General features: G+C 70.3%; 11 protein-coding genes and 1 pseudogene. 8 read left to right on the top strand and 4 right to left on the bottom strand.

All coding sequences use genetic code 11. The features are described 5' to 3' along the window. Positions 1 to 19: 19 nt before the first annotated feature. A complete protein-coding gene (locus tag ACIA1L_RS02190) occupies positions 20 to 823 on the bottom strand; it encodes an SDR family oxidoreductase (RefSeq protein ID WP_396070537.1) in 804 nt (267 codons plus the stop codon). A 145-nt stretch (positions 824 to 968) separates the two neighbouring features. Between ACIA1L_RS02190 and murF the strand changes: the two genes are divergently transcribed. Continuing rightward, positions 969 to 2,339, top strand: coding sequence for a UDP-N-acetylmuramoyl-tripeptide--D-alanyl-D-alanine ligase (gene murF, locus ACIA1L_RS02185; RefSeq protein WP_396070535.1), 1,371 nt, complete (start codon positions 969 to 971; stop codon positions 2,337 to 2,339). Here murF and ACIA1L_RS02180 read toward each other — a convergent pair. Beyond that, positions 2,305 to 2,940 (bottom strand): hypothetical protein, encoded by a 636-nt coding sequence (locus tag ACIA1L_RS02180; protein ID WP_396070533.1) that lies wholly within the window; start codon positions 2,938 to 2,940, stop codon positions 2,305 to 2,307. The genes murF and ACIA1L_RS02180 overlap by 35 nt on opposite strands. Before the next feature lie 127 nt (positions 2,941 to 3,067). Here ACIA1L_RS02180 and ACIA1L_RS02175 point away from each other — a divergent pair, with 127 nt between their 5' ends. The 4 genes from ACIA1L_RS02175 (at position 3,068) to ACIA1L_RS02160 (ending at position 7,883) form a co-directional block, all read left to right on the top strand. Continuing rightward, positions 3,068 to 3,997, top strand: coding sequence for a CDP-alcohol phosphatidyltransferase family protein (locus tag ACIA1L_RS02175; protein WP_396070532.1), 930 nt, complete (start codon positions 3,068 to 3,070; stop codon positions 3,995 to 3,997). A 58-nt stretch (positions 3,998 to 4,055) separates the two neighbouring features. Further along, positions 4,056 to 4,616, top strand: coding sequence for a hypothetical protein (locus ACIA1L_RS02170; RefSeq protein WP_396070530.1), 561 nt, complete (start codon positions 4,056 to 4,058; stop codon positions 4,614 to 4,616). Further along, positions 4,616 to 6,136 carry an alkaline phosphatase D family protein gene (locus tag ACIA1L_RS02165; protein ID WP_396070528.1) on the top strand — a complete coding sequence of 507 codons (1,521 nt, stop codon included), beginning with the start codon at positions 4,616 to 4,618 and terminating at the stop codon, positions 6,134 to 6,136. Before ACIA1L_RS02170 ends, ACIA1L_RS02165 begins: the two co-directional genes overlap by 1 nt. 61 nt (positions 6,137 to 6,197) lie before the next feature. Beyond that, a complete protein-coding gene (locus ACIA1L_RS02160; protein WP_396070526.1) occupies positions 6,198 to 7,883 on the top strand; it encodes a GMC oxidoreductase in 1,686 nt (561 codons plus the stop codon). A 2-nt stretch (positions 7,884 to 7,885) separates the two neighbouring features. Here the strand turns inward: ACIA1L_RS02160 and ACIA1L_RS02155 are convergent. Next, positions 7,886 to 8,635: pseudogene (locus tag ACIA1L_RS02155) on the bottom strand (glycosyl hydrolase family 5); the annotation flags it as partial. A 282-nt stretch (positions 8,636 to 8,917) separates the two neighbouring features. Here ACIA1L_RS02155 and ACIA1L_RS02150 point away from each other — a divergent pair. Together ACIA1L_RS02150 and ACIA1L_RS02145 are read left to right on the top strand one after the other, a co-directional pair. Beyond that, positions 8,918 to 9,268 carry an Lsr2 family protein gene (locus ACIA1L_RS02150; RefSeq protein ID WP_396070525.1) on the top strand — a complete coding sequence of 117 codons (351 nt, stop codon included), beginning with the start codon at positions 8,918 to 8,920 and terminating at the stop codon, positions 9,266 to 9,268. 118 nt (positions 9,269 to 9,386) lie between these two features. Then, entirely contained in the window at positions 9,387 to 10,136 is a 750-nt protein-coding gene (locus ACIA1L_RS02145; protein WP_396070523.1) for an SDR family NAD(P)-dependent oxidoreductase, read from the top strand. A 27-nt stretch (positions 10,137 to 10,163) separates the two neighbouring features. On the opposite strand, the gene ACIA1L_RS02140 is transcribed toward ACIA1L_RS02145, so the two are convergent. Beyond that, on the bottom strand, positions 10,164 to 11,576 hold the full coding sequence (locus tag ACIA1L_RS02140; RefSeq protein WP_396070522.1) for an MFS transporter: 1,413 nt from the start codon (positions 11,574 to 11,576) through the stop codon (positions 10,164 to 10,166). A gap of 79 nt (positions 11,577 to 11,655) precedes the next feature. Here ACIA1L_RS02140 and ACIA1L_RS02135 point away from each other — a divergent pair, with 79 nt between their 5' ends. Beyond that, complete coding sequence (locus tag ACIA1L_RS02135) at positions 11,656 to 12,318, top strand: TetR/AcrR family transcriptional regulator (RefSeq protein ID WP_396070520.1); 663 nt, start codon at positions 11,656 to 11,658, stop codon at positions 12,316 to 12,318.

Genomic DNA, 12,318 nt, shown 5'->3' with positions numbered 1-12,318 from the left:
CCCGACCCGGCAGGCAGGTTCAGCGCGCCAGGCCGTGCCGTTTGTGGACCACCTTTTCGACGACGGAGGCGGGCAGGAGCCGGCGTAGGGCGAAGACGAGCGGGGCGTTGCTGCCCACGGCGTACAGCGCCTTGGGGCGGGGCGCTTCGATGGCTTTGACGATGGTGTGGGCGACCCGTTCCGCGGACACGCCAGCGCGTTCGTTGCGGTCGAGGGCGGTCAGCATGGTGTCGAAGTCGGCGCGGTGCGGGGAGTCGTCGGCCACGTACCGAGTGCGGCGCTCGCTGATGCCGGTGTTGATCGAGCCGGGCTCCACGGTGGTCACCCACACGCCGAACGGTGTTCCTTCCTGCCGGGCCCCGTCGCTGAAGCCTTTGAGGGCGGCTTTTGTTGCTACGTAGGAGGAGCGGTACGCGAGTGGGAACGACGCCAGCATCGAGCCGACCATCACCACCCGGCCGTGGCCGCGGTCCCGCATGCTGGGCAGGGCGAGTTGGGCGAGGCGGACCGGGCCCAGCACGTTGACCTCGAACAGCCGGCGCAGAGCGTCGCCCGGCAGTTCCTCGAACGGCCCGGACTGGCTCTCCCCCGCGTTGTTGACCAGCACGTCCACGGTGGCGAGCCGGTCGGCGAGCGCTTCGACCGACGTCAGCGAGGTGAGGTCGAGCGGCAGGTATTCCACGCCGACCGCGCGCTGCTCCGGAGCCAGGGACTCGGGGTTACGGCTCGTACCGAAGACGCGGTAGCCCCGTGCGACCAGCAGGGCAGCCGTCGCCCGCCCGATGCCCGACGACGCTCCGGTGATCAACGCACTGCGATCCATCGACGCACCATACCGGTGTCCCGGCCTAGGCACGGCTGGCTGGGCCCGCGGTCTTCTGTCTCGGCGGGCGCGGGCGGGGCGCGGCCGCACACCCGGGCGAGGTAGCGGTGCGGTGCGGCGGTGCCGGGGGCGGTAACGTGCCTGCGTGCTGCCTTTGACGCTTGCCGAGATCGCCGCCGCCGTCGGTGGGACCCTGCACGATGCCGACCCGCAGGCCCGGGTGACCGGCCTGTGCACGTTCGATTCGCGGGCCGTCGAGCCCGGCGGGCTGTATGTCGCGCTGCCCGGCGCGCGGGTCGACGGGCACGACTTCGCGGGCGCGGCGGTCGAGGCCGGGGCTGTCGTGGTGCTGGCGACCCGCCCGCTGGGACTGCCCGCCATCGTGGTCGAGGACACCTTGGCCGCGTACGGCCGGCTGGCTACCGCGATCGTCGCCCGGGTGCCGAGCCTGGGGGTGGTCGGGGTGACCGGATCGGTCGGCAAGACCACGGCCAAGGATCTGCTGGGGCAGGTGCTGTCGGCCCTGGGTCCGACGACCGCCCCGCCGGGCAACCGCAACAGTGAGAGCGGTATGCCGGAGAACGTCTCGCGGCTCACGGCGGAGTCGAAGTTCCTGGTGCTGGAGATGGGCGCGCGGCACGTCGGCGACATCGCCTATCTGACCTCGCTGGTCCGCCCGCATGTCGGTGTGGTTCTCAACGTGGGCACCGCGCACCTGGGCGAGTTCGGCAGCCGGGAGGCCATCGCCCAGGCCAAGGGCGAGTTGGTGGAGGCGCTGGCCGCGGACGGGGCGGCGGTGCTGAACGCCGATGACCCGATGGTGGCCGCGATGGCTCCGCGGACCGCCGCGCAGGTCGTGACGTTCGGTCTCAGCGAGCACGCGACGGTACGCGCGGAGGAGGTCCGGGTCGACGCGACCGGCCGGGCTTCGTTCACGCTGCGCGCCCCCGCCGGCTCGGCACCGGTGTCGTTGCGTCTCATCGGCGAACACCTGGTGCCGAACGCGCTGGCGGCTGCCGCGGCGGCGCTGCACTTTTCCGACGATGTGGCCCTGATCGCGCGGGCGCTGTCGGCGGCCGAGCCGGTGTCGGAGGGCCGGATGCAGGTGACGGACAGCCCGGCCGGGATCACCGTCATCAACGACGCCTACAACGCCGGTCCGGTGTCGATGGCCGCCGCCCTGCGGACGCTGGCTCAGCTGGCCGCGGGGCGTCGGGCCGTGGCGGTGCTGGGTCAGATGAACGAGCTGGGTGACACGTCTGTCGCCGACCACATCGGGGTCGGCGAGGTCGCCGCCGAGGTGGGCGTCGACTGGCTGATCACGGTCGGCAACGACGACGCGGTGCAGTTGGGCCAGGCCGCCGCCGCCCGTGGCGTGACCACGGTCCACGTCCCGGACCGCGACGCCGCCCGCAAGGTGCTGGCCGACCAGGCCCGCCCCGGCGACGTGATCCTGTTCAAGGGTTCGAACAGCAACGGCCTCATGGCCGTCGCTTCGGACCTGGCCCGGGAGTAGCGGGACCGCGCCCGGGGTCAGCCGGCCCGTTGCCATTGCCAGCCGGCCGGGCACGAGGGGCAGCCGAGCCGAGGCCCGGAGCAGCGGGGCTGTGCCCGTAGCTGACCGGGCCGCGCCCGGGGCTGTAGGGCACCTGACCGGCGGCTGAAGGGTGATGCCCCGGGGCTGCCCGCCGGTGGACAGGGCCGAACGGGCCAGGCGCGAACGGGCCGGGCGCGAACGGGCCAGGGGCGAACGGGCCGGGCCCGGCGGCGGGAGGCCCCGGCGCCGGGGTGACGTCCAGCGGCGGCGAAGCAACTCGGACGCGGTGGCCCAACAACCGGCAGGTCTGTTCATACAGGAATCGGGCTGGCCGCCGCAGCGTGTAGTACAGGACGGCGCCGGCTGCCGCGATCGCCCAGCCGAGCATGTTGCCCACCGCCTTGTAGAAGGCGTGGCGGAGCACGAGGAACGGCAGGACCAGGAGATACAGCCCGAGCGTGCCCGCGGTCCACAGCACGTGCACCCAGATCGGCTTGCCGGCCAACTCCCGCTCGAGAAAGTGCGGCTCAGGCGGCGGTGGCGGCTTCGGATGCCAGGAGATCGGCGGCGGCTGATGCATGGGGACTAGCGTAGGCAGCACCAGCAAGACGGGTCACCTAGGAATGGCCGCCACCATGCAGGCGTCATTTCATTTAGGTTGATGGATGACTTGACTCGGCTTTTGGATCACAAATCGGACATAGGCAGTGTCCGAGCGGAGCCCCGAGGCGTTGATGGGGGTTATGGTGCAACGCTCATCCCTGCAGGAGATCCGCGAGCTGACATACAAGCCCCGCGACGCGTGGTGGACGGTGCTGCTCGTCGACCCGGTGGCGGCCCGGCTGGTGCGGCTCGTCGCGCCGTACCGTCGGATCACGCCGAACGTGCTCACGGTGATCGCGATGATCCTGGGTCTCGGCGCAGCCGGCTGCTTCCTCATGCAGGGGCGCTGGTGGCTGGTCGCGGGCGCGCTGCTCTTCCACGTGAGCTTCGTCGTGGACTGCATGGACGGCAAGATCGCCCGACTGAACGGGACCGGGTCGATGTTCGGCGCCTGGTTCGACTTCATGTTCGACCGGCTCCGCGTCTTCCTGTGCGCAGTCGCCCTGTTCGGCGGGCAGTACGCCCGGACCGGCAACGAGGCTTATCTGTGGACGCTGATCGGGGTGACGTTCCTCGACCTGTTCCGCTATGTGAACTCGCACCAGATGACCCGCACCCGCACGGACATGCGGGAGCAGATCGAGCAGGCCCGGGGACCCGTCGCTGCCACCGACGCGGAGGACGCCGCCACGCCGCCACCGGTCCTGTTGCATGGCCCACGCGCCCGACTCCGGCACGCGCTGCAGTCGCGCCGGATCCGGACGCACCTGGTGAGTGGCATCGAGTTCGAGATGGCGGTGTTCATCGTCGGTCCGCTGACCGGCTGGGTGATCCAGACGTCCCTGGTTGCCGGCGCCCTGCTGCTGACCTTCGAGCTGTGGCTCATCCTGCGCCTGTGGCAGACGACCCGCGCGTTCCCGGTCGCCCTGGCAAAGGCGCACGCGGAAGCCGCGGTCACCGGCGCCGCCGCCCGCGTCAAGACCGGTGGGGAGCGCGCGGTCGAGGCCCAGCGCGAGGCAGCCATCTCCCAGTAACCTTTTAGTTAACAAACTATATTGACGTAGTTCACTGCCTGACACTGTACTGACAGGCATGACGCGGACCCCGAATCTGATCGCCAACGGCGGAGCGGAGAGCGACCCCGGCGGCACGGGCCAGCCGTCGGCGGTCACCGGCTGGACGACCTCGGAAGGCACCGCCGCGGTCGTCGCGTACGGCACCCCGGGCTATCCGACCGCAGGCGGACCCGGGCCCCAGGACCGCGGACGGAACTTCCTCACCGGCGGCAACTCGGCGCTGACCCGGCTGACGCAGGTCGTCACTCTGCCGGATCCGGCGCAGATCGACGCCGGGACCACCCGCTTCGACTTCACCGGCTGGCTCGGCGGGTACGCGGGCCAGGACGACGGGGCGCGGCTCTCGCTGGAGTTCCTGTCCGCCACGGGCGCACCCCTGGCTTTGAGTGTCCTCGGACCGGTGACCGCGACCCAGCGCGGCAGTGTCACGGGCCTGCTGGCCCGCTCGGGTTCGGGAACCGTCCCACCGGGGAGCCGGCTCGCCCGGGTGGTGCTGCTCATGACCCGCGACGGCGGTACGGCCAACGACGGCTACGCCGACGACATCTCGCTCGTCCTCACGGCGGGCGGCCGGTGATGCGCGTCGACCGTCGTACTCTGCTGCGGGCCGCCCTCGGCGCCGGCGCGGTAGCCGCCTGGCCGCTCACCGAAGGCCTGGGGCCGCGGGCCGCGCACGCCGCCGCAGCCGCTCTCGGCGCCTCCTGGGATGCGGCGCCGTTCACCCTCGGCGTCGGGTCGGGCGATCCGCTGCCGACGAGCGTGCTGCTGTGGACCCGGCTCGCTCCGGAACCGTTGGCCGACGTGCAGCCGCTGCCGGACATCGTGCAGGTCGACTGGGCCGTCGCCACCGACGCGGCGATGACGACGGTGGTCGCCGCCGGATCGGTCGCCGCGTCCGCCCTGCTCGGGCACAGCGTGCACGTGGTCGCCGACGGCCTCCAGCCGGGTCGGCGCTACTGGTACCGATTCGCCGCGCTGGGCCGGGTCAGCCGGACGGGCCGCACCAAGACCGCCCCGGTTGGCGCAGTCAGCCGCGTCCGGTTCGCGTCGCTCAACTGCCAGAACTACCAGTCCGGCGAATACCCCGGCATGCGGGACCTGGCCGCGGATGACGCGCTCGACTTCGTGGTCCACCTGGGCGACTACGTGTACGAGGGCTCCGAGCTCGGCGTCGCCACCACGCTGACCGACTACCGAAAACTGCACGCGCTCTACAAGGGCGACCCGCTGCTGCGCGCCCTGCACGCCGCCCACCCGTTCTATCTGACCTGGGACGACCACGAGGTCGTGAACGACTACTCCGGGTCGCGCGGCGCGGCCACCTTCGTCGCTCGCCGGTCCGCCGCCTACCAGGGCTGGTACGAGCACATGCCTTTACGCCTCGAAGGCGCCGACACCGCCCTGCCCGATCCGCGGATCTACCGCAACCGGCACTGGGGTGACCTGCTCGAACTGGTGGTGCTGGACCTGCGGCAGCACCGCTCGGCGCAGAACCTGGCCGACGGCACGATCCTGGGCGCGACGCAGAAGGCGTGGCTGAAGCAGCGGATCAGCGGCCGCGGTGCGGGCTGGCAGTGCTGGATCAACTCGATCTTCCTCAGCCAGCAGCGGGCGCCGCAGGGCGGCTTCATGTTCACCGACCAGTGGGACGGCTTCCGGGCCGAGCGAGCGGAGCTGCTGCACCACGTCCGAACCTCGGGCGGCCCGGACTTCGTCACGATCACCGGCGACTGGCACAGCGCCTTCGTCCAGGACATCCGGCCCGACTTCGACAATCCGGGCGCGCCGGTCATCGGTACGGAGTTCGTTGCCCACTCCGCCACCTCGAGCGCGTATTCGGCGAGTTGGAACGCGACAAACGGGCCGCTGCTCGGCGCCGCGAACCCGCACCTGCAGTACTTCGAGGGCAACCGCTACGGCCACGACCTGTACGAGGTGACCCCGCAGCGCTGGACCACCCGACTGCGCGTGGTGGCCGACCGCGCCGACCCGGCCGCCACGGTCAGCACCCTGACGAGTTGGCACGTGGACCGAGGCCGCCCGGGGGCGTACGAGGACCCGGCCACGAAGGGCTCACCGGCGCAGTACCGCCGCTGACATCGAAGTGAGACAGATCGGCCCCTGGTGTAACACACTTGAACGTGGTGAAGTGGGACCCATGACCGACTATGACGTCATCGTCGTGGGCAGCGGATTCGGTGGCAGCGTGACGGCGCTGCGGCTGAGCGAGAAGGGGTACCGCGTCGGCGTGCTCGAGGCCGGCCGGCGGTACACCCCGCAGACGCTGCCGAAGACCTCATGGGACCTGCGCGCGTTCCTCTGGGCGCCCGCGCTGGGCCTGCGCGGTATCCAGCGGATCACCCTGCTCAAGGACATCGTCGTGCTCTCCGCGGCGGGCGTCGGTGGCGGCTCCCTCGTGTACGCGAACACGCTCTACCAGCCGCCCGCGCCGTTCTTCGACGACGAGCACTGGTCGGGCATCACGGACTGGCACAGCGAGCTGCAGCCGCACTACGACCAGGCGTCCCGGATGCTGGGCGTGACCGAGCAGCCGTCGATGACCCCGTCCGACCGGGTCGTGGAGGCGGTCGCCAAGGACATGGGCGTGGGGCACACCTTCCGCCGTACGCCGGTCGGGGTCTTCTTCGGTGAGCCCGGCAAGACCGTGCCGGATCCGTTCTTCGGCGGCGCCGGACCGGATCGGACCGGCTGTTCGGAGTGCGGCGACTGCATGATCGGCTGCCGGTCGGGCGCCAAGAACCGGCTCGACCTGAACTATCTCTACCTGGCCGAGCGCAAGGGCGCCGTGGTGCACCCGGACACCGAAGTGACGAAGCTGCAGCCGGTGGCGGACGGCTGGCGGGTCGAGACGAAGAAGGGTGTCTTCACCGCGCAGCAGGTCGTGCTGTCCGCGGGCGCGCTCGGCACGCAACGACTGCTGCACAAGATGCGCGACACCGGTGTGCTGCCCAAACTGTCGCAGCGGCTGGGCTCGCTGACCCGCACCAACTCGGAAGCGCTGCTCGGCGCGCAGACCATGAAGGTGCCGGCCGAGCCGTTCTCGCAGGGCGTCGCCATCACGTCGTCGTTCCACCCGGACGAGGTCACCCACATCGAGCCGGTCCGCTACGGGCAGGGCAGCAACGCGATGGGCATGCTGACCACGCTGCTGGTCGACGGCGGCGGCAAGGTGCCGCGGCCGATGCGGTTCCTCGGCCAGGCGCTGCGTCACCCGGTGATGCTGCTGCGGTCGCTGTCCAACCGGCGGTGGAGCGACCGCACGATCATCGCGCTGGTCATGCAAACCTTGGACAATTCCTTGACCGTACGGCGCACCCGGCGCGGCCGGCTGACCACCGGACCGGGCCACGGTCCCGCCAACCCGACCTGGGTCCCGGTCGGCCACGACGCCGTCCGCCGGATGGCCAAGGAGATCGGCGGCCAGCCGGGCGGCGCGCTCGGGGACGTGTTCGACATCCCGATGACCGCGCACATCCTCGGCGGCGCCACGATCAGCGAGTCGGTGCAGACCGGGGTGGTCGACCCGTACCAGCGGGTGCACGGCTATCCGGGCCTGCACATCGCGGACGGTTCGGTGATCCCGGCCAACCTGGGGGTCAACCCGTCGCTGACCATCACCGCGTTGGCCGAGCGGGCGATGTCGTTGTGGCCCAACAAGGGTGAGGCGGACGCGCGGCCGGCGCTCGGTGCGGCGTACGAGCGCGTGACGCCGGTGCCGCCTCGTTCACCCGCGGTGCCCGCGCACGCGCCGGGGGCCTTACGGCTGATCCCGATTGCCCCGAAGCCCCGCGGCCCGCACGCGGACGAGACCACACCGGCCTAGACCACGTCCGCCGAGAAGTCGGTGACGGCCAGGCCGGCGCCGCCGATCCAGGGCTCGAACCCGGCCTGGAGGCTGGTGAGATACCAGTCGTCGGTGATCTTTCCGCGGGCCTGTACGTCGTCGATGAAGTCGAGGACGCTGAACGTCCAGCCGGTGATGGGCGCCGGGGCGACGTACGAGATGACGTCGTTGGCGCCGTTGTTGCCCTGCCAGACCGTCCAGGTGCGACCGCCGATCGTGGCGGTGCCGGCCGGGGCACCGATCGGCTGAATGGCGCCCTGGTGATGGAACCAGATCATGATCTCCATGGCGTTGACACCGTCGCGCCGCGGCGTGGGATCGAGCCAGATGTCATACGCCGCGTCATAGGTGGCACCGCTCACGTACGCATACGAGATACCGCTGGTCACCTGCGTGATCGCACCGACTCGGCGCGGCAGATTGGTGCCCGGGGAACAGTTCCCGTAATGGCAGCCGTAGTAGACCGCCGGGTACGACACGGGTGCCCCGGACGTGTTGCCGATGCCTTGCTGACTGGTGATGGTGAATCCATCGCCGGTGACATTGATGCACTGTTCGGCGCTGCTGCCCCAGCGGTTGTTCATCACCACGTATCGGTTCGCGATGGTGGTGGTTCCGAACTGATCGCAGATCTGCGGGTCCGCTGGTCCGGCTTGGCCTGGCGCGAATGCGGTAAGGCCGGCGGCGGCTCCGAGTAGGGTGGCGGTGAGGAAACGGAAGGCATGTCGCATGGAAGCTCCTCGGGGTGGGGACCTCGGGGGACAAGGTTTCTGGGAGCGCTCCCACCACCGTACAACATATTGATGAACCATTGAACTGTTGCCGAGAAGTTTCGCAGACTCCGCCCTGGCGGGCCCCACCGCCAGCACAGCCATGAGACGGATTTCGCCGCGATTTCGTCGGTAGCCGTTCGCGACATGCGCGGCGACAATTTGCTTCGGTGCGGTCGGACCGACAGAATGAATAGGCGAAATTATTCGAGACAATGGCACCGCCGTAGGAGCGACTACATCATGGCCAAGCAGGTAATCACCCTTCTGACCGACGACCTCGACGGCGGCGAGGCCGACCGCACCGTCGAATTCGGACTGGACGGGGTGAACTACACCATCGACCTGTCGGAAAAGAACGCCGGCAAGCTGCGCAAGGCCCTGGACCCGTACCTCTCGGCCGCCACCCGGGTCGGCCGCAGTAGTGCCGAGTCGCGGGTCACCCGGCGTGGCGGCGCGGCGGCCAGCACCGGCCGGGCCACCCGCGACCAGAACCAGGCCATTCGCGAGTGGGCCAGCAAGAACGGTTACGAGGTGTCGGAGCGGGGTCGCATCCCGAGCTCCATCGTCGAGGCGTACCACGCCAAGCGATAGGTTCTCCCCGGCCACGGAAAACGGCGTCGCCACTTCGGCGGCGCCGTTTCGGCTTTCCGGCCGTGCAACCGGCTGTACTAGGTTGAATCGAATCGCATCGAATCGAGCCGGAGGACGAATGCGCGTCATCATCGTGACCGGGGCGTCGAGTGGGATCGGTCGGGCGACCGCCGTCCGCCTCGGCCGCGCGGGCACCACCGTCGTGCTGGCTGCCCGCCGCGCGGACGAGCTCACCGAGGTCGCTGCAGAGGTCGAGAAGAACGGCGGCACCGCCGTCGCCGTTCCCACCGACCTGCGCGACCCGGCCGCGATCGAAGCACTGGTGACCCGGGCCCGGGCGGTCACCGGCACGATCGACGCGCTGATCAACAACGCCGGACTCAGCGGTCCCGAGACCGTCCTGCTCGAGGACGCGCCACTCACCGCCATGGTGGACGTCAACCTGCTCGCGCCGATCCGCCTCATGCGCGCGGTCGTGCCGCCGATGCGGGCGGCCGGTGCCGGTGCCATCGTCAACATCGGCTCGGTCGCCGGCGAAATCGGCATCGGCGGCGCGTACTCGGCGACGAAGTTCGCCCTGCGCGGCATGACCGACTCGGTCCGGCGTGAACTCGCCGGCACCGGGATCAGCGTGACCCTGATCGAGCCGGGCCGCATCGCAACCGCGATGAACGCCCGGGACGCCGACCGGCTGCCCGGCCCCGACATCGTGGCCGCCGCCATCGAGCAGGCACTGCGGAAGCCGCGGCGCCGGATCGTGGTGCCGCGGCGTTACCGCATCGCTATGGCAGCCTCCGCCGCCCTGCCCTGGATGACCGACCGCGCCTTCGCCGGCAAGGCCGCACCGCGCCCGCCGAAGAACGGCTAGAGCGGCCCACAGCGGCCGGGACCGAGGCTAGACCGGCTCCGGCACCCGTTCCTCGGCGACGGGCTGCCCCGTGCGCTCCGGACGCAGGGCGTAGCGGGCAACCGGGATACCGACCGCGACCAGGATGGCTGCCACGACCAGGCTGAACTGGTAGCCCTCGAGGTAGCGGTGCAGCTCGCTGCCGGTCGCCGCGGCCGAACGGTTGCTCAGGATCGCGCCCAGGATGGTGATGCCGAGGAGGCCGAACACCTCTCGGGAGACGTTGAGCATCCCGGAGGCGATCCCGGCCCGACCCGCCGGCAGCGCCCCGACGATGACGTTGTTCAGCGGGACCATCAGGCCGCCGCCGATGCCGTAGAGCACGAACCACGGCAGCAGGTCGAGGTAGACCGTGCCCTCACCGTACGTGGACAGCCCGGCCACCGCGACCGCCATCAGCAGCAGCGAGCCCGCCACCGTCCGGGCGGCTCCGAAGCGCTGCTCCAGGCGCGGGGCGAGGGTGGCGGCCACAGCCATGACCAGGGCCATGGGCACGAACGCGGCACCCGCCTCGGTGGGCGTGAAACCCAGCACGCTCTGCAGGTAGATGGCGGTGTAGAAGTAGATACCGAAGACGCCGAACGCCCACAGGCCCATGGCGAGCAGGCCGCCGCTGAACATCCGCATCCGCAGGAACGCCAGATCCACCATCGGGTTCGCCGACCGCGCCTCGATCACTACGAACGCCACCGCCGCCACGGCGGCAATCCCGAAGCCGGTCAGGATCGTGCCGGAGGTCCAGCCCTTCGACGAGCCTTCGATCAGCGCGTACGTCAGCGCGAACAGCGCGAGGGACGAGGTCGCCAACCCGGGCAGGTCGATGCCCCGACCGGCGCGCCGCCCGGCGGGCAGACTGAGGGCGCCGAGGACCGCGGTGGCAACGCCGATCGGCGCGTTGATCAGGAAGATCCAGCCCCACGAGACGTGCTCGCTGAGCCAGCCGCCGATCACCGGCCCGACGGCCAGCGCCAGCGCGCCGACGCCGCCCCAGACGCCGATCGCCATTCCGCGCTCACGCGGATCCGGGAAGAGCTCGGGCAGCAGGGCCAGGGAGGCGGGTGTCAGCAGCGCCGCGCCGATGCCTTGGACGGCTCGCGCGGCGATCAGGGTTTCCTGACTGCCGGCGAATCCGGCGGCCACCGACGCGGCGACGAACACCGCCAGCCCTGCGAAGAACGTGCCGCGCATGCCGAGCACGTCGGCGAGCCGGCCGCCGGCGAGGAGTAGCCCGGCGAACACCAGGATGTACGCGCTCGCGATCCACTCCAGGCCGCTCATGGTGAGGCCGAGGTCCCGTTGGATCGACGGGAGGGCCACGTTCACCACGTTGTTGTCCAGGTACGTCATGAAGGTGCCGAGCGCCACTGCGACGAGCGCCCACCACCGTCGGTTGTTCCCCATCCGCTTCTCCCTTGTACGAGGTACACGTACGCCGTACATGTACGTCGTACATGACACCTGTACGTTGTATGGTTGTCAAGTGACAGTGGAACGACTCACCAAGGCGGCCGTGGCGCACCACGCGCTGCGGCTCGGCGACGAGGAAGGCCCGGAGGCGGTAACCATCCGGCGACTCGCCAAGGACCTCGGCGTCACGCCGATGGCGCTCTACTGGCATTTCAAGAACAAGGACGAGCTGCTGCTCGGCATCGTCGACTACGCACTCACCGGCATCCAGTCCGACCGGTCCGCGACGGACCCCTGGCAGGTGCAGCTCCGCGCGATGATCGAAGCCCTGGTCGGCGTCATGCGGGCACACCCGAGCCTGCCGGTCCTGCTGACCTCGGTGGAAAAAGAACAGGCCGAGAGCTTTTCCCGGGCCACCAATGACGCACTGGCCCTGCTCACCCAGGCCGGCTTCACCGTTGAAGAGTCCTACTGGGCCGCGTCCTACCTGCTCTACGGCGCGATGGGCCTGGTCGCGTGGCAGCCCGGCTGCCCGGCGCAGGTGCCGAAGGGCGAGGAGGCCGAGTGGCGCCGCCAGCGCCGCCTCGGCCTCGAACGCCTGCCCGAGGACCAGTTCCCCATGCTGATCGCGTTCGCGGGCACCTACGCCACCGAACCCGACCTCGACCGCTACTTCACGTTCGGCATCAACCTGCTGCTGTCCGCCATCGAAGCGACAGCGCCCGCAACGAGCTGA

It is taken from the genome of Actinoplanes sp. NPDC051859, from assembly GCF_044452725.1.
Lineage (GTDB): Bacteria > Actinomycetota > Actinomycetes > Mycobacteriales > Micromonosporaceae > Actinoplanes.
Note: the sequence above shows the minus strand (reverse complement) of the source record. Positions and strands in the feature narration are given on the sequence as shown.

Coding starts and splice junctions, on each gene's coding strand:
- ACIA1L_RS02190 (WP_396070537.1), bottom strand. CDS start 823: ATGGATCGCAGTGCGTTGATCACCGGAGCGTCGTCGGGCATCGGGCGG.
- ACIA1L_RS02180 (WP_396070533.1), bottom strand. CDS start 2,940: ATGCATCAGCCGCCGCCGATCTCCTGGCATCCGAAGCCGCCACCGCCG.
- ACIA1L_RS02170 (WP_396070530.1), top strand. CDS start 4,056: ATGACGCGGACCCCGAATCTGATCGCCAACGGCGGAGCGGAGAGCGAC.
- ACIA1L_RS02165 (WP_396070528.1), top strand. CDS start 4,616: ATGCGCGTCGACCGTCGTACTCTGCTGCGGGCCGCCCTCGGCGCCGGC.
- ACIA1L_RS02160 (WP_396070526.1), top strand. CDS start 6,198: ATGACCGACTATGACGTCATCGTCGTGGGCAGCGGATTCGGTGGCAGC.
- ACIA1L_RS02150 (WP_396070525.1), top strand. CDS start 8,918: ATGGCCAAGCAGGTAATCACCCTTCTGACCGACGACCTCGACGGCGGC.
- ACIA1L_RS02145 (WP_396070523.1), top strand. CDS start 9,387: ATGCGCGTCATCATCGTGACCGGGGCGTCGAGTGGGATCGGTCGGGCG.
- ACIA1L_RS02140 (WP_396070522.1), bottom strand. CDS start 11,576: ATGGGGAACAACCGACGGTGGTGGGCGCTCGTCGCAGTGGCGCTCGGC.